The organism is Limnohabitans sp. (assembly GCF_044361645.1).
In the GTDB taxonomy this organism is placed as follows: domain Bacteria; phylum Pseudomonadota; class Gammaproteobacteria; order Burkholderiales; family Burkholderiaceae_C; genus Limnohabitans_A.
In genome coordinates, this window is record NZ_JBIKIL010000068.1 from 1 (window position 1) to 20,468 (window position 20,468).

The 20,468-nt window shown below is 61.2% G+C and carries 17 protein-coding genes and 1 pseudogene; 8 read left to right on the forward strand and 10 right to left on the reverse strand.

The annotated features are described in order from the left end of the window. The 4 genes and pseudogenes from ACIQ39_RS11675 to ACIQ39_RS11690 all read left to right on the forward strand — a co-directional run. Nucleotides 1–290 (forward strand): annotated as a pseudogene (locus tag ACIQ39_RS11675) (ABC transporter ATP-binding protein); the annotation flags it as partial. A 3-nt stretch (nucleotides 291–293) separates the two neighbouring features. Continuing rightward, nucleotides 294–2,150, forward strand: coding sequence for an AMP-dependent synthetase/ligase (locus ACIQ39_RS11680; RefSeq protein ID WP_396434775.1), 1,857 nt, complete (start codon nucleotides 294–296; stop codon nucleotides 2,148–2,150). A gap of 37 nt (nucleotides 2,151–2,187) precedes the next feature. Continuing rightward, nucleotides 2,188–3,360 (forward strand): ABC transporter substrate-binding protein, encoded by a 1,173-nt coding sequence (locus ACIQ39_RS11685; protein ID WP_396434776.1) that lies wholly within the window; start codon nucleotides 2,188–2,190, stop codon nucleotides 3,358–3,360. A gap of 257 nt (nucleotides 3,361–3,617) precedes the next feature. Beyond that, nucleotides 3,618–4,565 (forward strand): TerC family protein, encoded by a 948-nt coding sequence (locus ACIQ39_RS11690; protein WP_396434777.1) that lies wholly within the window; start codon nucleotides 3,618–3,620, stop codon nucleotides 4,563–4,565. A 112-nt stretch (nucleotides 4,566–4,677) separates the two neighbouring features. Here the strand turns inward: ACIQ39_RS11690 and ACIQ39_RS11695 are convergent, their stop codons facing one another. Continuing rightward, a complete protein-coding gene (locus ACIQ39_RS11695; RefSeq protein ID WP_396434778.1) occupies nucleotides 4,678–5,571 on the reverse strand; it encodes a LysR family transcriptional regulator in 894 nt (297 codons plus the stop codon). 217 nt (nucleotides 5,572–5,788) lie between these two features. Between ACIQ39_RS11695 and ACIQ39_RS11700 the strand changes: the two genes are divergently transcribed. Then, complete coding sequence (locus ACIQ39_RS11700; protein ID WP_396434779.1) at nucleotides 5,789–5,983, forward strand: zf-TFIIB domain-containing protein; 195 nt, start codon at nucleotides 5,789–5,791, stop codon at nucleotides 5,981–5,983. Between the two features lie 15 nt (nucleotides 5,984–5,998). On the opposite strand, the gene ACIQ39_RS11705 is transcribed toward ACIQ39_RS11700, so the two are convergent. Genes ACIQ39_RS11705 through ACIQ39_RS11745 form a run of 9 tightly spaced genes read right to left on the reverse strand, consistent with a single transcriptional unit; the run spans nucleotide 5,999 to nucleotide 16,148 of the window. After that, a complete protein-coding gene (locus tag ACIQ39_RS11705; protein WP_396434780.1) occupies nucleotides 5,999–7,180 on the reverse strand; it encodes an acyl-CoA dehydrogenase family protein in 1,182 nt (393 codons plus the stop codon). Further along, nucleotides 7,177–9,183 (reverse strand): acetyl/propionyl/methylcrotonyl-CoA carboxylase subunit alpha, encoded by a 2,007-nt coding sequence (locus tag ACIQ39_RS11710; protein ID WP_396434781.1) that lies wholly within the window; start codon nucleotides 9,181–9,183, stop codon nucleotides 7,177–7,179. Before ACIQ39_RS11710 ends, ACIQ39_RS11705 begins: the two co-directional genes overlap by 4 nt. Next, entirely contained in the window at nucleotides 9,180–9,986 is an 807-nt protein-coding gene (locus ACIQ39_RS11715) for an enoyl-CoA hydratase/isomerase family protein (RefSeq protein WP_396434782.1), read from the reverse strand. Before ACIQ39_RS11715 ends, ACIQ39_RS11710 begins: the two co-directional genes overlap by 4 nt. After that, nucleotides 9,983–11,173 carry an acyl-CoA dehydrogenase family protein gene (locus ACIQ39_RS11720; protein ID WP_396434783.1) on the reverse strand — a complete coding sequence of 397 codons (1,191 nt, stop codon included), beginning with the start codon at nucleotides 11,171–11,173 and terminating at the stop codon, nucleotides 9,983–9,985. The genes ACIQ39_RS11715 and ACIQ39_RS11720 overlap by 4 nt, the downstream gene beginning before the upstream one ends. Nucleotides 11,174–11,181: 8 nt before the next feature. Further along, a complete protein-coding gene (locus ACIQ39_RS11725; RefSeq protein WP_396434784.1) occupies nucleotides 11,182–11,784 on the reverse strand; it encodes a hypothetical protein in 603 nt (200 codons plus the stop codon). Between the two features lie 33 nt (nucleotides 11,785–11,817). Beyond that, nucleotides 11,818–13,428 (reverse strand): acyl-CoA carboxylase subunit beta, encoded by a 1,611-nt coding sequence (locus ACIQ39_RS11730; RefSeq protein ID WP_396434785.1) that lies wholly within the window; start codon nucleotides 13,426–13,428, stop codon nucleotides 11,818–11,820. Next, nucleotides 13,425–14,318: an SDR family oxidoreductase gene (locus ACIQ39_RS11735; RefSeq protein ID WP_396434786.1), complete on the reverse strand. Its 894-nt coding sequence runs from the start codon at nucleotides 14,316–14,318 to the stop codon at nucleotides 13,425–13,427. The genes ACIQ39_RS11730 and ACIQ39_RS11735 overlap by 4 nt, the downstream gene beginning before the upstream one ends. Continuing rightward, complete coding sequence (locus ACIQ39_RS11740) at nucleotides 14,315–14,980, reverse strand: TetR/AcrR family transcriptional regulator (RefSeq protein ID WP_396434787.1); 666 nt, start codon at nucleotides 14,978–14,980, stop codon at nucleotides 14,315–14,317. Before ACIQ39_RS11740 ends, ACIQ39_RS11735 begins: the two co-directional genes overlap by 4 nt. 4 nt (nucleotides 14,981–14,984) lie before the next feature. Continuing rightward, the gene (locus ACIQ39_RS11745; protein ID WP_396434788.1) at nucleotides 14,985–16,148 is read right to left on the reverse strand and encodes an acyl-CoA dehydrogenase family protein; all 1,164 of its coding nucleotides are present in this window, start codon (nucleotides 16,146–16,148) and stop codon (nucleotides 14,985–14,987) included. 122 nt (nucleotides 16,149–16,270) lie between these two features. On the opposite strand from ACIQ39_RS11745, the gene ACIQ39_RS11750 reads away from it, so the two are divergent. From ACIQ39_RS11750 to ACIQ39_RS11760, 3 genes are all read left to right on the forward strand, one after another. Beyond that, nucleotides 16,271–17,476 (forward strand): acetyl-CoA C-acetyltransferase, encoded by a 1,206-nt coding sequence (locus tag ACIQ39_RS11750; RefSeq protein ID WP_396434789.1) that lies wholly within the window; start codon nucleotides 16,271–16,273, stop codon nucleotides 17,474–17,476. A gap of 240 nt (nucleotides 17,477–17,716) precedes the next feature. Further along, nucleotides 17,717–18,067 (forward strand): hypothetical protein, encoded by a 351-nt coding sequence (locus tag ACIQ39_RS11755; RefSeq protein ID WP_396434790.1) that lies wholly within the window; start codon nucleotides 17,717–17,719, stop codon nucleotides 18,065–18,067. A gap of 37 nt (nucleotides 18,068–18,104) precedes the next feature. Further along, nucleotides 18,105–20,258, forward strand: coding sequence for a 3-hydroxyacyl-CoA dehydrogenase NAD-binding domain-containing protein (locus ACIQ39_RS11760; RefSeq protein ID WP_396434791.1), 2,154 nt, complete (start codon nucleotides 18,105–18,107; stop codon nucleotides 20,256–20,258). The last annotated feature ends 210 nt before the right edge of the window (nucleotides 20,259–20,468 follow it).

A 20,468-nucleotide genomic window follows, 5' to 3' on the forward strand; every position in this document is an offset into this window, starting at 1 on the left:
TGGACGAACCCAGCTTGGGCCTGTCGCCCAAATTGACCAAAGAGATTTTTGAGATCGTGGTGCGCATCAACCGCGAACGGGGCACCACCTTGTTGTTGGTTGAGCAAAACGCCAACATGGCGCTGAATGCGGCCGACTATGGCTATGTGCTGGAAAACGGCCGCATCGTGATGGAAGACAGTTGCGCCCGCTTGCGTGAAAAAGACGACATCAAGGAGTTTTATTTGGGGCTTAAAGAAGAGGGCGTGCGCGCCGACCGCCGCTGGAAAAAGAAGAAAACCTGGAGATAAGACATGAGCCAACTCTGGGACACCTCGGGCATCACGCCGCAAAAAAATGTGGTCATGGCGGGCGAGACCATCCCCGCCATCTTCTGGAACGCGGCGGCTGCACGCGGCCCGAAGGTGTGGATGCGTCAAAAAGAACTGGGCATCTGGCGCAGCTGGACCTGGGACAAGACCGCTCAAGCCGTGCGCGAGATCGGCCACGGCCTGCTGGCGCTGGGCTTTGAGGCGCGGCACACCGCCTCCATCTTGTCCAACACCAACATCGAGTGGGTGCTGTGCGACCTGGCCACCCTCAGCGCAGGCGGTGTGTCCAACGGCATCTACCCCACCGACGCGGCCGAGCAAGTGCATTACCTGTGCGAAGACTCGGGCACCCGCGTGCTGTTTGTCGAAGACGACGAGCAGCTCGACAAGGCCCTGGCCGTGCGAGACAGCTTGCCGCTGCTGCAAAAAATTGTGGTGTTCGACATGGACGGCCTGCGCGACTTCCACGATCCGCAGGTCATCAGCCTGAAACAACTCCAAGCCCTGGGCCGCGAACACGCCCAAACCCACCCCGACATGCTCATGCAGCGCAGCGCTGCTTGCAAGCCCGAAGAGCTGGCCATTTTGGTCTACACCTCGGGCACCACCGGCAAGCCCAAGGGCGGCATGCACAGCCACCATGGGTTGGTCTACACCGTGCGCGGCTACAACACCCTGATCGCGCGCGACGAGCGCGACGAGTGCATGTGCTTTTTGCCGCTGTGCCACATTGCCGAGCGCATGGGGGGCGAGTATTTCTCGATGTACACCGGCGCCAAGCTCAACTTTGTCGAAAACCCCGAGACCGTGCCCGAAAACGTGCGCGAGATCGCGCCCACGGTGTTCACGGCGGTGCCGCGCGTCTGGGAAAAGTTTTACTCGGGTGTGATGATCTCTTTGAAAGAGGCCAGCGCTTTGCAGCAAGCCGTTTATGGCTGGAGCATCGGGGTGGGCCACCAAGTGGCGGCCTTGGTCTTGCAGGGTCAGCCGGTGCCGCACAGCCTGCGCTGGCGCTTTCATGCGGCCCGCTTGCTGGCGCTGAACAATGTGCGCAAGTTGATCGGCATCCACCGGGCGCGCTTTTTGGTCACGGGGGCGGCCCCCATCTCGCCCGATTTGGTGCGTTGGTACTTGGCCCTGGGTTTGCCTATGTTGGAGGTCTGGGGCATGACCGAAACCTGTGGTGCCGCCACGGGCGTGCCGGCCAACCGCATCAAACCCGGCTCGATTGGACCGGCCGCCGATTACAACGAGATGCGCTTGGATCCCGTGACCGGCGAAATTCTGGTGCGTGGCCCCAATGTGTTCATGGGTTACCTGAACCTGCCCGAGAAGACCGCCGAAACCATCGACGCCGAGGGCTGGCTGCACACCGGCGACGTGGGTGTGGTGGATGAGGAAGGGTTTTTCCGCATCACCGATCGCATGAAAGACATCATCATCACGGCTGGCGGCAAAAACATCACCCCCAGCGAGCTGGAAAATGAACTCAAATTCTCGCCCTACGTCACCGATGCGGTGGTGGTGGGCGACAAGCGGGCTTACCTGACTGTGATCGTCATGATTGACCAAGAAAACGTCGAGAAATACGCGCAAGACCACGACGTGCCGTTTTCCAACTACGCCAGTTTGACACACAGCGCTGAAGTGCAAGGCCTGATCCAAGCCGAAGTGGACCGCGTGAACAAGAAGTTCGCCCGCGTCGAGCAGATCAAAAAATTCTGGCTGCTCGACACGCAGCTCAGCGCCGAAGACGAAGAGCTGACCCCCACCATGAAGCTCAAGCGCAAATTGGTTGAGAAAAAATACGCGCCTCAAATTGAGGCGATGTACCGCTGATTTCCCCCACCCTTTTCTACAACAGGAGACTTGCAACATGAAATTCAAACTTTGCCTCATCGCCACGGCGATGGCCTTGACCACTGGCGCAGCCATGGCCCAAAAATCGCAAGGTGTGTCCAAAAACGAAGTCGTGCTCGGCTCCATCCAGGATTTGTCGGGCCCGCTGGCGGGCTTTGGCAAGCAGGTGCGCTTGGGCATGATGCTGCGCGTGGACGAAGCCAACGAGCAAGGTGGCTTGCATGGCCGCAAGTTCAAATTGTTGGTGGAAGACTCGGCCTACGACCCACGCCGCGCCGTGCTGGCGGCGCAAAAACTGGTCAACCAAGACAAAATTTTCGCCATGATTGGCCACATCGGCACGGCCCAAAACATGGCGGCCATGCCGGTGCAGTTTCAGAAAAACGTGATTAACTTCTTCCCCGTCACGGCCGCTCGCGAAATGTACGAGCCCTTTCACAAATTGAAATACTCGTTTGCTGCCACCTACTATGACCAGATGCGCTTGGGTTTGCCCATCCTGATCAAAGAGAAAAACGCCAAGCAAATTTGCGCCATGCACCAAGACGATGAATTTGGCCTGGAAGTTTTCCGGGGTGCAGAGGCGGGCCTGAAAGCCATCGGCATGCAGTTCACCGAAGTCACCACCTACAAGCGTGGTGCCACCGATTTCGCATCGCAAATGCAAAAACTCGCATCGTCTAAATGTGATTTTGTGGTTATGGGCACCATCATCCGAGAGACCATTGGCGGCATTGCCACCGCGCGCCGTTTGGGCTTTAACCCCACCTTCATGGGTTCGAGCGCCGCTTACACCGACTTGATCCACAAACTCGGTGGCCCCGCCATGAACGGCTTTTACGCCACCATGTCGACCCAGCACCCTTATCTGGACGAGGCCGCACAGCCCATCCGTTTCTGGGCCAACAAGTACAAGACCAAGTTCAATGAAGACCCGACGGTGTTCTCGGTCTATGGCTACAACGCCATCGACGCGTTCTTGCGCGCAGTGGATAAATCCGGGGCCAACCTGAGCACCGAAAGCATCATCAAAGCCATGGACACCATGGTCATCCCGCCCGATATTTTCGGTACTGGCCAGATGAGCTTCAGCCCCACCAAGCGTTTGGGCAGCAATGCCTCGCGCATGTCGCAAATCACCGATGGCCGCTGGAAAGTGACATCGGCTTATTTCAGCGATAAAAAGTAAAGCCCGCAGCAGGCGCTGCATCGCATGGACCGTCAGCACCCGCAAGGGTCTGGCGGCTTTTTTTTGGTGCACTCATTCGGGGTCTTCGACTCAGAAAAATTGAGCCAAATACTCAGTTTTTTACGAACTATTAAGCCTTTTAATTCAGTCATAAATTGCCCCTTCTGCAATAGACTCCAATCCTTTCGCTGACGGGGCAATGACAGCTGATGCCCCAGCAGTGCTTTGGATGCAGATGGCTGAATGAAAAGGTCTTTATGGAAACCGTTGCCCCTCTTTGGTTATGGCTCACTTTTGTGGCCATTGTGTTGGTGTCTTTGTTTGTGGACTTTGTGGTGCTCAAAAAGCAGGGCGCCCACGACATCGGCGTCAAGGAAGCGCTCAACTGGTCGCTGGTCTGGATTGCCTTGAGCTTTTTGTTCAACGGTTTGTTTTGGTTCGCCATCCGCGACACCACGGGCTCGGTGGAGATCGCCAACACCAAATCGCTGGAGTTCCTGACCGGTTACCTGATTGAAAAATCATTGGCGGTAGACAACATCTTTGTCTTCCTGATGATCTTCACCTACTTTGCCGTGCCCTCGCACTTTCAAAAACGCGTGCTCATGATCGGCATCATCGGGGCCATCGTGCTGCGCACCATCATGATTTTGGTGGGGGGGTGGTTGTTGTCCGAGTTTCATTGGATCTTGTACGTGTTCGGCGCTTTCCTGATCCTCACCGGTGTGAAGATGTGGTGGGCTGCAGGCCAGGAGCCTGATCTGGAAGACAACCCGGCGCTCAAACTCCTGCGCAAGGTGCTGCCGGTCAGCAAAAACTACGATGGTGAAAAATTCTGGACCATCGAGAACGGCCAGAAGATTGCCACGCCCTTGTTCATGGTGATTTGCTTGATCGCTTTGACGGACGTGATCTTTGCGGTGGATTCGATCCCGGCAATTTTTGCGATCACCTCGGACCCCTTCATCGTGCTGACCAGCAACGTGTTCGCCATTTTGGGTTTGCGCGCCATGTACTTTTTGCTGGCGGCGGTGGCCAACAAGTTCCACTTGCTCAACTACGGTTTGGCCATCATTTTGGTGTTCATCGGCACCAAGATGTGTTTGATCGATGTGTACAAGATCCCGGTCGGCATCTCGCTGGGTGTGGTGGTCGGTATTTTGGCCGCGACCATGTTGCTGAGTGTGCGTTCGGCCAAGACCTGATGCGCTGGGCGGCCTGACAAGTCGGTGAACATGCCTTTGAACATGCCTCCGGGGCCTCAAGCCCTGGGGGCTTTTTATCGTCGCAAGCTGCAGCGTCTGATGCTGCAGCTTTTCAAGCGGCCGTGTCGCTGACCTGCAAAAGCCGCTGCACCAGCGGGTGTTGCACTTTCTTTTCGGTGCCGATCGCGAAAAAGTTTTCCTTTACGCCTTCGCAAGCGCCCAGGCGCTGCACATCGTAGTGCGCCAGCAGCTCGTCGTGCACCCACTCAGCCGCCGGGAACACGCCCATGCCGCTTTCGCCAAAGGTCTTGAGCAAGGCGCTGTCTTCAAATTCGCCCACGATGCGCGGGCGGATGCTGTGCTGTTCAAACCAATGGTCCAGCCGGGCGCGCACGGCGGTGTGGCCGGTGGGCAGCAGCACCGGCACATCGGCCAGGCTGGCCGGAAACTTCTTTTTGGCCGACTTGACCAGTGCAGCCGTGCCATACCAAGACACGAGGGAGGTGCCCAGCGCATGGTTGTAGAGCTTGATGTTGGCATGGCCCGGCGCGGGGCGGTCTGAGAGCACCACGTCCAGGCGGTGCAGGGCCAGGTCCCCCAGCAGGTCGTCGAATTCACCCTCGTGGCAGAGCAAGCGCAGATGCGGCTCGCCCATCACGGGTTGCATCAGGCGGCGCACCACCAGTTTGGGCAGACCGTCTGAAATGCCTGCGGCCAACCGCACGGTGGGCGAGCTGACCGCGTCACGCACCAGCGCAGGCAGGTTTTCGCCCAACTGAAAAATCTGGTCGGCTTGTTGCATGGCGGCCATCCCGGCATCGGTCAACACCAGGCCGCGCCCAGCGGGTTTGAGCAAAGCGTAGCCCAGGGAGCGTTCCAGTTCGCGCACTTGGGCGCTCACAGTTTGCACGGCCATGTCGAGTTTGTCGGCCGCCCGGGTGATGCCGCCTTCTTTGGCGACGACCCAAAAGTAATACAAGTGCTTGTAGTTGAAGGTGGTGCGCATGGGTAGATATTTTGAGAGGGTTGATTAGCCATTATCAGTTTTTAAGGGATCAATCATGCGCTCAGAGTCGGCTCTCATTTCGACTGCACCACAGGTCAGTTGGACGGGCTCTGGCCCATGTCGGCTTCAGGGTGGGCACTGCCAGACGATGCAAGGCAATGCATGAAGGTTTGATCCCCCTGTTGCGTCTGTCCAAATTCAAAGGAATCAACACGAAATGCCCACGTGTACCGACACCCACTTGGTCATGGCCAAACGCCAGGGGGTGGAGATCGATGACTGCCCAGCTTGCCGAGGCATTGGGCTTTACCGTGGCGAGCGGGACAAACGGCTGAAACGCGCTGCAGCTGCGGCCCCTGGGGTGGCAGTGCCAGCGCAGCAGGCCCCCGGTCTGCGCCCGGACGTCTCATGATGGCGGGCTCAGCGCTCAAATCCCCAGTTGCTTGGCCGCCAGCTCTTTCATGATCTCCTCGGCCCCGCCGCCGATCATCATCACTTTCACTTCGCGGTACACCCGCTCGCTCACGGTGCCGCGCATGTAGCCCATGGCCCCCAGCATCTGCACGGCGGCATCGGCGCAAAACTGCATGGTTTGGGTGGCGTGGTTTTTCAGCAGGCAGACCTGCGCCACCCATGGGGCACCGGTCTGGCCCGCATCAGCTTGTTGCGTCACGGCATCGACCCAAGCTTGCGTGGACGAGATGCGCATTTGCATGTCCATCAGCTTGTGGCGCACCACTTGGCGTTCAATCAAAGCCGCGCCAAAGGTCTGGCGCTGGCGTGCCCAGTCCAGCGCCTCGTCAAAACAAGCCTGCGCAAAGCCCAGCGCCATGGCCGCCATGGCCAAGCGTTCGCCGTTGAAGTTGCCCATGATCATTTTGAAGCCCGAGCCTTCATCGCCCAGGCGGTAACGCTGGGGCACACGCACACCCTCGAAATGCAGCTGCGCCGTGTCTGAGCTGTGCCAGCCCATTTTGTGCAGGCGCGTGCGCGAGATGCCGGGTGTGTCGCCGGGCACCACCAGCATCGAGAGGCCGCTGGCTCCCTTGCTGGCCGGGTCGGTGCGCACGGCCAGGGTGATCCAGTCGGCGCGCAGGCCCGAGGTGATGAACACTTTTTCGCCGTCGATCACATAGTCGGCCCCATCGGCGCGGGCGGTGGTGCGCAGGCTGGCCACGTCGGAGCCGCCACCGGGTTCGGTGATGGCCAGCGCGGCGATGCGCTCGCCGCGCAGCACCGGTGGCACCACTTCGGCTTGCAAGGCGGCGCTGCCGTGCGCCATGACCGGGGGCAGGCCGATGTTGTGAGAAAACAGGCTGGCCATCACGCCACCGCTGCCGCCGAAGCGCGCCAAGCTTTGCGACAGCATATTGCGCGCACGCCAGGGCGCGGGCGTGCCGCCCAGGTGCTCGGGGTAGCCCAGGCCCAGCAAGCCCAGCTGGGCGGCTTGGGTGTAGAGCGAGCGGTCGAACTGACCGGCTTCTTCCCAAGCGGCCACATGCGGGGCGATGGCCTGCTTGGCAAAGCGTTGCACCGTGGTTTGCAGGCTTTGCAGGTCTTCGTCTGTGAAGTCGGGTATCAATCCAGCGCGGCCATCGGCGGTGTTCATGCGGCGTCCTTCCATTGCACCAGCAACTGGCCGGGGCTCACTTGTTGGCCCACACTGGCCGAAATGCTGTGCACCAGCGCATCACGCGGGGCGCACAAAATGTGCTCCAGCTTCATCGATTCAATCACCAGCACGGCATCGCCTTGTTGGACCTGCTGCCCTTCTTGCACATGCAGCGCGATCAGCTTGCCGTTGAAGGGTGCGCGCAAAGCCTGCGCCGCTTGGGCGCTGGCACCGGTGCTGGGTGCGCTGTGGCTTTGGTCGCTGAGCCACAGCTCCACGCATTGCGGTCCTTGCAGTTGCACATGCCAGCGTTTTACAGCGCCAGGGCAGGCCAGCACGCGGGCTTGCCAGAGGCAGCCGTTCAGCGTGATGTGCTGCAGATCGCCGCTGCGTTGAATGTGCGCCTCGTGAATGTGCGCCTCGTGAATCTGCGCCTCGTGTATGGCATCGCCGGTTTCAAGGCGCACTTTTCCCTGGCCCATCTCCTGCAGGCGCAGTGACAAGACCCCATCGTCCAAGCCCATGCGCACAGGCCGCTGGAACGGGCAGGGCAGCGCGGCAGCGGGCGCATGGCTTGCATACAGCACGGCCAGTGCGGCCACGCTGGGTGCATCGCCCGTGGCTTGCAGGCTTTGGCGCAGTGCATCGGCCTGCTCGGCCAAAAACGGAATCAAGGCCTCGCCCGCACGGAACACCGGGTGCGCCAAGCACGCGGCCAAGAAGGCCCGGTTGGTCGGCAGGCCCAGCACCGTGGTCTGGTTCAGGCCTGCGCTCAGGCGGGCTATGGCTTCTTGGCGTGTGGGCGCGTGGGCGATCAGCTTGCCCAGCATGGCGTCGTAGTGCGGCGTGACCACCGCGCCCAGATGCAGTGCATGGTCAAAGCGCAAACCCGCTGGCGCGGCAAAGGCTTGCACCGTGCCGGTCTGCGGCGTGAAGTGCGCGTCTTCGGCGCACAGCCGCACCTCGATGGCATGGCCTTGCAAGCGCACATCGGCTTGTGCCAGCGGCAGCGCTTCGCCGCGTGCGATGCGCAGCTGCCACTCGACCAAATCCAGGCCCGTCAGCATTTCGGTCACCGGGTGTTCCACCTGCAAACGGGTGTTCATCTCCATCAAATAAAACGGCTTGTTGGCTTGGGTCTCGTCCAGCAAAAATTCCACCGTGCCCGCGCCCACATAGCCGGCCGATTGCGCCAGCGCAATCGCTGCTTGGCCGAGCTGCTCGCGCAGCGCAGGGTTCACCGCCGGGCTGGGTGATTCTTCGATGATCTTTTGGTGCCGCCGCTGCACCGAGCAGTCGCGCTCGCCCAGGTGGATGCAGTGGCCGTGTGCATCGGCCATGATCTGCACCTCGATGTGGCGGGGGCGCAGCAAGGCGCGCTCCATCAGCAAGTCGCCGTTGCCAAAACCGGCCAGGGCTTCAGAGCGGGCGCTGTGCAGTGCGGGCAGCAGCTGCGCCATGTCGGTCACCAGGCGCATGCCGCGCCCGCCACCCCCGGCCACGGCTTTCACCATCAGCGGCAAGCCCAGCTGCTCGGCTTGCGCTGTGAAGGTGGCGTCGCTTTGGTCTGTTCCAAAGTAGCCCGGCAGACAAGGCACGCCGTGTGCCATGGCCAGCGCTTTGGCGGCCGACTTGCTGCCCAGTGCGTGGATGGCCGCAGGCGGTGGCCCCACCCAGGTCAGGCCCGCGCCGATCACGGCTTGCGCAAACTCGGCGTTCTCACTCAAAAAACCATAACCCGGATGCACGGCATCGGCCCCGCTGGCCTGCGCGGCGGCCAGCAGTTTGTCGATGCGCAAGTACGAGTCGGCCGACAAACTGCCGCCCAAACCGACAGCGGTGTCGGCTTCGTGCACATGCAGGGCGTCGCGGTCGGCGTCTGAATAAACGGCCACGGTCTGGATGCCCATGTGGCGGGCGGTGCGGATCACCCGGCGGGCGATCTCGCCCCGGTTGGCGATCAACAAGCGGGTGACGGTGTTGGGCAAGGTCGATGTCATGCTGAGTCCTTGCCAGACAGTGTCCAAGGCGCTGGCTGTCGGCGTGCAAACGCGGCCAGGCCTTGCACGGCTTCGGCGCTGCGCAGGCCTTGTGCAAAAGCTTGCGCCGCCTCATAGCGCAGGTCAGGCACCGGGCCGCGCAGCTGATGCAGCAATTGTTTGGTGCTGGCCACCGCGCCGGGTGCGGCGCGCATCAGGCGGCTCAGCGTTTGTTGCCAGGCTGCATCGCTGTCCTCTTCGATCACTTCATGCACCAAGCCCACTTGCAGGGCTTGTGCGGCGGTGTAGCTCAGGCCTTGCAGCAAGCACTGGCGCGCGGCGCTCTCGCCCAGGCGTTGCCACACAAAAGGCGCAATCTGCGCAGGCGGCAGGCCCAGCGTGACCTCGGGCGTGCCCAGCACCGAGCGCGCTGTGGCCAGCACATGGTCGGCGCAACACACCAGGCCAAAGCCGCCGCCCATGGCCGCACCATCGACCCGGCACACCAGCAGCTGGGGCAGGGCAGACAGGGCATGCAGCAGGTCGCCAAAGCTGCGGTTCATGGCCAGCAGCGGGTCGGTTTGGCCAGTCTGCAAGGGCTGGCCGATCAGGCTGGCAAAGCCGCCCAAACTGCCACCTGCGCAAAACGCACCGCCTGCGCCGGTCAGCACCACGGTGCGCAGCGTGGGGTCTTGCGCAGCACGTGCACAAGCGCCTAACAATGCCGACACCATGGCATCGTTCAAAGCGTTGCGCGAGGCCGGGTCGTTCAGCGTCCAGGTCTCGACCGCGTCCTGGCGTTCGATCAACAATGCGCTGCTCATTTTTGTGGCCGCTTGGCAATGCCCATGCTCTTGGCCAAAATGCCCAACATGACCTCGTCGGCACCACCGCCAATCGACGCCAAACGGCCATCGCGGTACATGCGCGAGACCTTGTTTTCCCAAGTAAAACCCATGCCGCCCCAAAACTGCAGGCAGGTGTCGGGCACCACCCGGTTCAGGCGGCCGGCTTTGAGCTTGGCCATGGTGGCCCACTCGGTCACGTCTTCACCGGCCACGTAATGTTCACAGGCTTGGTAGGTCAGGGCGCGCAAGCACTCCACATCGGCCTTGAGCTCGGCCAGCTTGAACTGCACCCACTGCTGATCGGCCAGCGTGCTGCCAAACAGCTTGCGCTCTTGCGCCCAGTCCACCGTCCACTGAATGCAATTGCTCAGCGACTGCAGCGTGCTGGCCGCGCACCACAGGCGCTCTTCCTGGAACTGCTGCATTTGGTAGATGAAGCCCTGGCCCTCGGCCCCGATGCGGTAGCGCTGCGGCACCCGCACTTCGTCAAAATAAATCAGGCCCGTGTCGCTGCTGTTCATGCCGATTTTTTTGATCTTCTTGCCCACCTCGATGCCGGGCAACAGCTTGCCGTTTTCGCGCATGGGCACCATGACCAGGCTTTTGTTTTTATGTGGATTGTTGCCCGCTGCGCTCGGACCCTCGCCGGTGTTGACCAACATGCACATCCAGTCGGCCTGCAAGCTGTTGGTGATCCACATCTTCTGGCCAGTGATGACGTAGTCGTCGCCGTCTTTGCGCGCCACCGTCTTGATGCCGGCCACATCGCTGCCGGCGCTGGGCTCGCTCACGCCGATGCAGCCCACCATGTCGCCCGCAATGGCTGGGGCCAAAAACTGCGCACGCAATTCGTCGCCGCCAAAACGCGCCAGCGCGGGCGTGGCCATGTCGGTCTGCACACCTATGGCCATGGGGATGCCGCCGCAGTCGATGTGGCCCAGCGCCTCGGCCATGGCCATGCTGTACGAATAATCCAGGCCCGCACCACCATAGGCCTCGGGCTTGGTCAGGCCCAGCAGGCCCAAGTTGCCCATCTTCTTGAAGACCTCATGCGCCGGAAAAATTTCGGCCGCCTCCCACTCGTCCACATGGGGGTTGATCTCGGCCTCGATGAAGCGCTTGAGCGTGTTTTGGATCTCGCGGTGTTCGTGGGTGTATTGCATGGCGGGTCTCAGTGGGTTTGAGGCTTGGATAGGGTCTGCCGTGGCGGTTCACATGGGGAAAAATAGAACACCGTCATCGCGAGCGAAGCGCGGCGATCCATCGTACTTTCAGGGATGCAGCTGGATTGCCGCGCTGCGCTCGCAATGACAGCTGGTGTTTTGCCTAGTGTGGCAATTTGCGCTTCGCTTGTCATCACAATGCTGGATTGCCACGCTGCGCTCGCAATGACAGATGGTGTTTTGCCTACCGTGGCAATTTTGCTTCGTTTGCCGTGGCACTGGTGTCTGGCCTGCCGTGGCGGTTCACATGGGGAAAAATAGAACACCGTCATCGCGAGCGAAGCGCGGCGATCCATCGTACTTTCAGGGCTACAGCTGGATTGCCACGCTGCGCTCGCAATGACAGCTGGCGCTTTGCCTGCCGTGGCAATTTGCGCTTCGCTTGTCATCACAATGCTGGATTGCCGCGCTTCGCTCGCAATGACAGTTTTTGTTTTGCTCGTCATGGCAATTTGCGCTGCGCTTGTCATCACAATGCTGGATTGCCGCGCTTCGCTCGCAATGACAGTTTGCGTTGCGCTCGCAATGACAGTTGGCGTTTTGCTCGTCATGGCAGTTTGTGCAGGTGTGTCGTGGCTGTTGGCTCACATCCGTGCCACACCAAAGGTGGTGGCGCGGGGTTGACGCTTTGCAGCTTCCAAGCAGGTGTTCAGGCAAAAACCCAGCACGCTGCGGGTGTCACGCGGGTCGATCACGCCGTCGTCCAGCACCAGGCCGCTGGTGTAGAAGGCATCGGCTTGTGCTTCAAACAGGGCCACGATCTTGTCGAACTGGGCCTGCATCTTGTCGGGGTCGGGCGTGATGCCTTTGCGGGCCATGCCGGCTTCGGCCACGATTTGCATGGTGCGGGCGGCTTGCTCGCCGCCCATCACCGCTGTCTTGGCGCCTGGCCAGCTGAACAAAAAGCGCGGCGCAAAACCTCGGCCACACATGCCGTAGTTGCCCGCACCAAACGAGGCCCCACACTGGATGGTGATCTGCGGCACGCTGGCGCTGGTCACGGCCTGGATCATCTTGGAGCCGTGTTTGATCATGCCGCCTTGCTCGCTGTCTTTGCCCACCATGTAGCCGGTGGTGTTTTGCAAATACACAATCGGGTGGCCCAGCTGGCACATCCACTGGATGAAGTGCGTGGCCTTGTTGGCCCCGGCCACGTCGATCGGCCCGTTGTTGCTGACGATGCCCACCGCATGGCCGCCGATGCGGGCTTGCGCGCACACGGTGGCCGCGCCGAACAGGGGTTTGAATTCCAAAAAGTCTGAACCATCGACCAAGCGCAAGATGATTTCGCGCATGTCGACCGGTTCGCGGTGGTGGGCAGGCATCAGGCCCAGCAGTTCTTCGGCTTCAAAGCGCGGGGGCTGGGCCTCTCGCTGTGCCTTGTTCACAGCCCAGTCCCAGCGCGCCACCACATCACGCGCCGTGCCCAGCGCGTGGCGGTCGTCTTCGCACAGGTATTCGCCCAGGCCCGAGATGCTGGTGTGCATCTCGGCCCCGCCCAGTTCTTCTTCGGTCGCCACTTCGCCGGTGGCGGCTTTGAGCAAAGGCGGCCCTGCCAAAAACGCCCGCGAGCGGCCGCGCACCATGATCACCGTGTCGCTCAGCCCCGGCATGTAGGCCCCGCCTGCCGTGCCCGATCCATGCTGCACCGTGAGCACGGGCAGGCCCGCCGCCGACAGGCGCGCCAGGTTGCGGAACAAGCTGCCGCCCAGCACAAAGCCCTCGACCTTGTACTGCATCAAATTCGCACCGGCGCTTTCGACCAGGTGCACAAAAGGCAGTTTGTTCTCGAGGGCCAACTCTTGCACGCGCAAGATCTTTTCCAGGCCCCGCGCTTGAATCGCCCCGGCCTCTATCCCTGAGTCGCTGGCCACCACCATGCAGCGCACCCCTTCGACAAAGCCAATACCCGCGATCATGCCCCCGCCGGGCACCGACTTGGCCGGGTCAGGTGTGTCTTGCATGAAGCCCGCCAGGGCGCACAGCGGCAAAAAGGACGCACCCGGGTCCAGCAGCAAGGCCACGCGTTCACGCGGCAGCAGTTGCCCGCGTTTGTCGAACACCGGTTTGGATTGGGCCGAGGCCAGCGCTGCGCGGTCTTGCAGGGCATGCCACTGCGCCAAGCGAGCCAGCGCGGCTTCGCGCCGCTGCTGGGCCACGGGGCTGTGTGGGTTCCAGGTGGATTCGAAATTCATTGGAAGACCTTGGGGGTCACGGCGCGGTGAAAGCCGTCAAAGGCTTTGACCGCATCTCGTGCTTGCACATCGGCTGGGGCCACGGCTTGTTGCCAACCCATGCGCATTTGCGGGCGGGCACCGTCCACGCGCAGCACCATGCCGCTCACAAAGCTGGCGGCGGGCGAGAGCAAAAACACAATCGCGGCCGAGGTTTCGGCCTCGGTGCCAAAGCGGCCCTGTGGCACCGTGTGGCGCATGGCGCGCAGCATCTCTCCGGCTTCGGGCGGGTAGTGGTCCATGCCGCTGCTGGCGATGTAGCCCGGGGCCACGGCGTTCACGCGCACACCTTGCGCGGCCCATTCAAGCGCCGCCGTCTCGGTGAAGCTGACCATGCCCGCCCGCGCTGCACCACTGTGGCCCATGCCCGGCATCGAGCCCCACATGTCGGCCACGATGTTGACCACCGCGCCGCCGTGGGTTTGCATGCTTTGCTTGAAGCATTCACGCGCCACCAAAAAACCACCGGTGAGGTTGGTGTCAATCACCGCTTGCCAGCCTTTGGCGCTGGTGCTGGCCAGCGGCGAGATGTACTGCCCGCCCGCGTTGTTGACCAGGCCATGGATGCGACCTTGCTGCTGCACCACTTGGCCGACCATGGCTTTCACATCGTCTTCGCGCCGGATGTCGCAGCTGTGCCAAGAGGCTTTCCCACCGTCACCCGCGATTTCTTGCGCTGTGGCGCTCAGCTTGTCGGGCTTGCGGCCCACCAGCACCACCTGCGCGCCCAAGCTGGCCAGCTCGTGCGCGGTGCAGCGGCCAATGCCCGAGCCGCCACCGGTGACCAGGACCACTTGGCCCGTGAGCAGGCCGGGGGCAAAGACCGATCGGTAAGGTGTGGAGGGGGTCATGTGGGGTCTCTCAAAAACAAGGCCATTGCGGCATCGGTCAATTCGTCCAGCGATGCGCGTGGGGAGCTTTTTTGTTTGGCTTTCGGCGCGGGCGGCTGGTACCACTGCACCGCCCAGTTGAGGGCACCAAAAATCATCAAGCGCGCCAGCTGCACCGGGGCCTGCAACTGGCCGCTGGTGTGCAGCGCTTGCAACACCGGCGTCCAGGCGGCTTCGTAGCCGTCTTTGATTTGTGTGATGGTCTGGCGCTGTTCGCGGCTGAGTGACCGCCATTCGTACAACATCACCGGAATGAAATCGCTGTCTGGCCCCAGCAGCACATCAAACTGGTTGCGGATCAAGGCGCGCAGCTGTTCTCTTGGGGCCAGGTCATTGGCCAGTGAAGCGATGGCAGCCACTTGCCTTTCGCTGGCTTGTTTCATGCCCTCGACCATCACCGCCAGCAACAGGTCTTGTTTGTTGCCGAAGTGGTAAAACGGCGAGCCCGGCTGCATGCCCACCAGCGCCGCAATTTCGCGGGTGCTGGTGGCGTCGTAACCCTGACGGTGAAACAGCTGCGCCGCTGCCGAGATCAGCGCTTGTCGGCGGTTGCCGTCGTCGCGCTCGCCTTCGGTTTTGCGGGGGCGACCGCGTGCGCGTTTGGGTTCGGCCAGCTCGGTCATGCGTTCAGCGCCCCGCCAAACCCATGCTGCGCGAGATCACTTCTTTCATGATCTCGTTGGTGCCGCCGTAGATGCGTTGCACGCGGGCGTCGGCATAGGCGCGGGTGATGGGGTATTCCCACATGTAGCCGTAGCCGCCATGCAACTGCACGCACTCGTCCATCACCTTGCATTGCAGGTCTGAGCACCAGTACTTGGCCATGCTGGCGGTGGCCGTGTCGAGCTTGTCTTGCAGCAGCAGCTCACTGCACTTGTCCACAAACACACGGGCGACTTGCACCTCGGTTTGCAGCTCGGCCAGGGTGTAGCGGGTGTTTTGGTAGTTGCCCACGGCTTGGCCAAACACCTGGCGGTCTTTCACGTATTGCACCGTCCAGTCAATCGCCGCTTGCGCTGCGGCAATGCCGCCTATCGCGATTTGCAGGCGCTCCCAAGGCAGCTGCTCCATCAGGCAAACAAAGCCCTTGCCCTGCATGGCCGTGCCGCCCAGCAGTTGCTCGGCGCTGACCTTGACGTTGTCAAAGAACAGCTCGGAGGTGTCTTGGGCTTTGAGGCCCAGCTTCTTCAAGCGCTTGCCTTTTTTAAAGCCGGGCATGCCGCGCTCGATCAAAAACAAGCTGGTGCCTTTGGCGCCCGCAGCCGGGTCGGTCTTGGCCACCAAAATCACCAAGTCGGCGTGCCAGCCGTTGGTGATGAAGGTTTTGCTGCCGTTGATCAGGTAAGTGCCATCGGGCTGCAAGAGCGCCGAGGTTTTCACGCCCTGCAGGTCCGAGCCCGCTGCCGGTTCGCTCATGGCAATCGCACCCACCATCTCGCCAGTGGCCAGCTTGGGCAGGTACTTTTGCTTTTGTGCCTCGGTGCCGTAGTGCAGCAGATAAGGCGCGACGATTTCGCTGTGCAGCCCGTAGCCAATGCCGGTAAAACCTGCGCGTGAGAGTTCCTCCATCTGCACCACCGAATACAGTTTGTCGGCGTCCGAGCCGCCATAGGCCTCGGGCAGGGTCATGCACAAAAAGCCGTTGTCACCGGCCTTGTTCCAGACGGCGCGGTCCACGAAGCCCTGTTCTTCCCAGGCCTCGTGGTGGGGCGCGATTTCCTTGTCCATGAAGCGGCGAAAGCTGTCGCGAAAGGCTTCGTGGTCGGCGTTGAAAAGGGTGCGTTCGATCATGGCTGTCACCTGTTGGACTGAAGAGGGAATATTTATACAAAGCGTTTGCTTGGTAAAAGTCTATACTCTTTTAAAAACCCCGCAACACAGGGCAAACCCCTGATGACCCCCAGGAGACCTTCATGACCGAAGCATTTGTTTACGACGCCATACGCACACCGCGTGGCAAGGGCAAAAAAGACGGCAGCCTGCACGAAGTCAAGCCCATCAGCTTGCTCTCAGGCGTGTTGCGCGAGCTGCAAAGCCGCAACCAGTTCGACACCGCTGCGGTGGACGACGTGGTCATGGGCGTGGTCTCGCCGATTGGTGAGCAGGGCTCGGTCATCCCCAAAGTGGCGGCGCTGGCGGCGGGTTGGGACTGGCGCTGCTCGGGCGTGCAGCTCAACCGCTTTTGCGCCTCGGGCCTGGAGGCGGTCAACATGGCCGCCATGAAGGTGCGCAGCGGCTGGGAAGACTTGGTCGTGGCCGGTGGCTTGGAGAGCATGAGCCGTGTGCCGATTGGCGCGGACGGCGGCGCTTGGGCACAAGACCCCGAAACCAACAGCGCCACGCTGTTTGTGCCGCAAGGCATTGGGGCCGATTTGATCGCCACCATGAGCGGTTTCAGCCGTCACGATGTCGATGCCTTCGCGGTCGAGTCGCAAAAGCGCGCCACGGCGGCGCGTGCGGCGGGTTACTTCGATGGCTCGGTCGTGCCGGTCAAAGACAAGCTGGGCCAAGTCATCCTGGCGAAAGACGAATTCATCAAACCCCAGACCACCGTGGAAACACTGGGCGGCCTGAAAGCCTCGTTTGAGCAACTGGGCGCCATGGGTTTTGACACGGTGGCCTTGCAGCGCTACCCACAGGTCGAGCGCATCCACCATGTGCACCACGCGGGCAACTCGTCTGGCATTGTGGACGGCGCAGCGGCGGTGCTGATCGGCTCGGAGGCTGCGGGCAAAACCCACGGCCTCACACCGCGTGCGCGCATCGTGGCTGTGGCTTTGTCGGGCGCGGACCCGACCATCATGCTCACAGGCCCCATGCCGGCTGCCCGCAAGGCGCTGGCCAAGGCGGGGCTGACGATTGAGCAGATCGATTTGTTCGAGGTGAACGAGGCTTTTGCCGCCGTGCCCATGAAGTTCATGCAAGAGATGCATGTGCCGCACGAGAAGGTGAATGTGAACGGCGGCGCGATTGCGATGGGTCACCCGCTGGGGGCCACAGGCGCGATGATTTTGGGCACCTTGATTGACGAGCTGCACCGCCGCAAGTTGCGCTACGGCTTGGCCACTTTGTGTGTGGGTGGCGGCATGGGCATTGCCACGATTGTGGAGCGGATTTAAGGCCCGCAGTTGCAACGTATTCCTCGGTGCAAACAACAGCCCGGTCATTGCAAGGAGCAATGTGCAACACACCCTCAACGTCATTGCGAGGAGCGATCTGCCACACACCCTTAAAGTCATTGCGAGGAGCGAAGCGACGTGGCAATCCAGCTGCAGCGCTCATTCAAACACTGGATTGCCGCGCTTCGCTCGCAATGACAGCAAAAAGGCGTTCGCCATGACAGCAACAAGGTGCTCGCCATGACGGAAACAAAAGCTGTGCACCACGACAGCAACAAGGCGTTCGCCATGACGGAAACAAAAGCTGTGCGCCATGACAGCAACAAGGCGTTCGCAATGAAGGAAACATTTTTTCGCTATGACGAATCAACAATCCCTGACCTCGTCATTGCGAGGAGCGAAGCGACGTGGCAATCCAGCTGCGGCGCTCATCCAAACACTGGATTGCCGCGCTTCGCTCGCAATGACGGAAATAAGGCGTTCGCAATGAAACTGGATTGCCGCGCTTCGCTCGCAATGACGGAAACAAAAGCTGCGAGCCATGACAGCAACAAGGTGCTCGCTATGACAGCAACAAGGCGTTCGCAATGACGCATCCCCCATTCCTGAAGGAGACAAAAGCATGATTTTGAAAACACTGCGCTACGAACTGGCGGACGGCATCGCCACCATCACCTTTGACGAGCAGGGCTCGCCGGTCAACACCATGTGCCTGCAATGGCAGGCCGATTTGGCCCAGGCGGCCGAGCAGGTGCGCCAAGACAAGGCCAGCATCCAGGGCGTCATCTTGGCCTCGGCCAAGACCACGTTTTTTGCGGGGGCCGACCTCAAGGGCGTGATGCGTTCACAAGCCTCTGACGGTGTGCGCGTCTATGCCGAGATTGAAAGCATGAAGAAAAGCTTTCGCACCATCGAAACCCTGGGCGTGCCGGTGGTCAGTTGCCTCAACGGCGCGGCGCTGGGCGGCGGCTGGGAAGTGGCTTTGATCGGCCACTACCGCATCGCCACGGCCAACCCCAAAACCCAATTCGGTCTGCCCGAAGTCACACTGGGTTTGATTCCCGGTGCTGGCGGCATCACCAAGATGACGCGCCAACTGGGTCTGCTGGCCGCACAGCCCTATGTGCTGGAAAGCCAACTCTTTGGCCCCGAAGAGGCGCAAAAGCTGGGCCTGGTACACGAGATCGTGGCCAACGACGAGCAGTTGCGCCCACGCGCTTTGGCGCACATCGCGGCAGCCCAAGGCCAGCCCGAAGCTGCGCAACATGTGTGGGACCGCAAGGACTATCGTATGCCCGGCGGCACGCCCAGCAACCCCAAGATCGCGGGCATGCTGAGCGTGGCCCCGGCCGTGCTCAAGCAAAAAACGCGTGGCCTCTACCCCGCACCCGAAGCGGCGCTGGCGGCCATGGTCGAAGGCGCGATGGTGGACTTTGACACCGCCATGCGCATCGAAAGCCGTTACTTGGCAGGTCTGATGACCAGCCAGGTGGCGCGCAACATGATCAACACCTTCTTCTTCAACATGAACAGCATCAAGGGTGGCCAAAGCCGCCCCAAGGCTGCGCCGCGCTACAAGCCGCAAAAAGTGGGCATTTTGGGTGCGGGCATGATGGGCTCGGGCATTGCGTATTCACAAGCCAGCCGGGGCATCGCCTCGGTGCTCAAAGACGTGAGCGTTGAAGCCGCCGAAAAAGGCAAAGCCTACAGCCACAAGCTCACGCAAAAGCGCGTGGACAAAGGCCGCATGGCGGCTGACAAACAAGCGGCCTTGTTGTCATTGATCCAGCCCACCGCCAGTGCGCAAGACCTGAAGGGCTGCGACCTGATCATCGAAGCTGTGTTTGAAAACCGCGAGCTCAAAGCCCGCGTCACGCAAGAGGCCGAGCCCATGCTGATTGAAGGCGGCTTTTTTGCCAGCAACACCTCCACCTTGCCCATCAGCGGCCTGGCCACGGCCAGCGCCAATGCCCACAAATTCGTCGGCATCCATTTCTTCAGCCCCGTCGACAAGATGCAGCTGGTGGAAATCATTCGCGGCGCGCAGACCGACGACGAAACCATCGCCCGTGCGTTTGACTATGTGCAGGCGCTGGGCAAGCTGCCGATTGTGGTGAACGACTCACGCGGCTTTTACACCAGCCGCACCTTTGGCACCTTTGTGATGGAAGGCGCGGCCATGCTGGGCGAGGGCATCCCCGCCCCTGTGATCGAAAACCTGGCCATGCAAGTGGGCATGCCGGTGGGCCCGCTGGCGGTGCTGGACGAAACGGCGCTGTCGCTGTCGGTGCATGTGCTGGACCAAACCCGTGAAGACTTCGCCAAAGAAGGCAAAACCCACACCGCCACACCCGGTGAGCTGTTGGTCGAGCGCATGGTCAAAGAATTCAAGCGCCCCGGCCGCGCCGCAGGCGGTGGTTTTTACGACTACCCCGCAGGGCAAAAAAAGACGCTGTGGCCCGAACTCAAAACCCGTTTTGAAAAAGCCGACGTGGCCTATAACCCGCAAGACATCAAAGACCGCCTGCTGTACCGCCAGGCGGTGGAGACCGCCCGCTGCCTGCAAGAAGGCGTGCTGACCTCGGTGCACGACGGCAACATCGGCTCGATCTTCGGCATTGGCTTTCCGGCCTGGACGGGCGGCGCGCTGCAGTTCATCTATGGCCAGGGCGTGGATGCGTTTGCCAAGCGCTGCGCGGAACTGGCGGGGTTGTATGGGGCGGGGTTTGTGTTGACGGCGGAAGTGATGGACAGTTTGAAGCAGCACCAGCCGGTGTATTGATGGGCAGGTCCGTGAGGGCTTGCAAAAAAAACGCAGTACCCGGGAGACTGGGGACTGCGTTTTTGCTTTTGCACACGCCACAGCAGGTGTAGGTTAAGCGGCTGGAGGAGGCTTGGGGGCAGTTGAATTATCGAGCAAGACCTTATTGTTGATTTCTATGAGACGTCTTGGGTGATTTTCAAGTTTTTCCAATAAATGCATTAATTTTTT

Excerpts from the sequence above, each read along its gene's own strand:
- ACIQ39_RS11680 (WP_396434775.1), top strand. The coding sequence starts at position 294 with ATGAGCCAACTCTGGGACACCTCGGGCATCACGCCGCAAAAAAATGTG.
- ACIQ39_RS11685 (WP_396434776.1), top strand. The coding sequence starts at position 2,188 with ATGAAATTCAAACTTTGCCTCATCGCCACGGCGATGGCCTTGACCACT.
- ACIQ39_RS11690 (WP_396434777.1), top strand. The coding sequence starts at position 3,618 with ATGGAAACCGTTGCCCCTCTTTGGTTATGGCTCACTTTTGTGGCCATT.
- ACIQ39_RS11695 (WP_396434778.1), bottom strand. The coding sequence starts at position 5,571 with ATGCGCACCACCTTCAACTACAAGCACTTGTATTACTTTTGGGTCGTC.
- ACIQ39_RS11700 (WP_396434779.1), top strand. The coding sequence starts at position 5,789 with ATGCCCACGTGTACCGACACCCACTTGGTCATGGCCAAACGCCAGGGG.
- ACIQ39_RS11705 (WP_396434780.1), bottom strand. The coding sequence starts at position 7,180 with ATGAACACCGCCGATGGCCGCGCTGGATTGATACCCGACTTCACAGAC.
- ACIQ39_RS11710 (WP_396434781.1), bottom strand. The coding sequence starts at position 9,183 with ATGACATCGACCTTGCCCAACACCGTCACCCGCTTGTTGATCGCCAAC.
- ACIQ39_RS11715 (WP_396434782.1), bottom strand. The coding sequence starts at position 9,986 with ATGAGCAGCGCATTGTTGATCGAACGCCAGGACGCGGTCGAGACCTGG.
- ACIQ39_RS11720 (WP_396434783.1), bottom strand. The coding sequence starts at position 11,173 with ATGCAATACACCCACGAACACCGCGAGATCCAAAACACGCTCAAGCGC.
- ACIQ39_RS11725 (WP_396434784.1), bottom strand. The coding sequence starts at position 11,784 with ATGACGAGCAAAACGCCAACTGTCATTGCGAGCGCAACGCAAACTGTC.
- ACIQ39_RS11730 (WP_396434785.1), bottom strand. The coding sequence starts at position 13,428 with ATGAATTTCGAATCCACCTGGAACCCACACAGCCCCGTGGCCCAGCAG.
- ACIQ39_RS11735 (WP_396434786.1), bottom strand. The coding sequence starts at position 14,318 with ATGACCCCCTCCACACCTTACCGATCGGTCTTTGCCCCCGGCCTGCTC.
- ACIQ39_RS11740 (WP_396434787.1), bottom strand. The coding sequence starts at position 14,980 with ATGACCGAGCTGGCCGAACCCAAACGCGCACGCGGTCGCCCCCGCAAA.
- ACIQ39_RS11745 (WP_396434788.1), bottom strand. The coding sequence starts at position 16,148 with ATGATCGAACGCACCCTTTTCAACGCCGACCACGAAGCCTTTCGCGAC.
- ACIQ39_RS11750 (WP_396434789.1), top strand. The coding sequence starts at position 16,271 with ATGACCGAAGCATTTGTTTACGACGCCATACGCACACCGCGTGGCAAG.
- ACIQ39_RS11755 (WP_396434790.1), top strand. The coding sequence starts at position 17,717 with ATGACGGAAACAAAAGCTGTGCACCACGACAGCAACAAGGCGTTCGCC.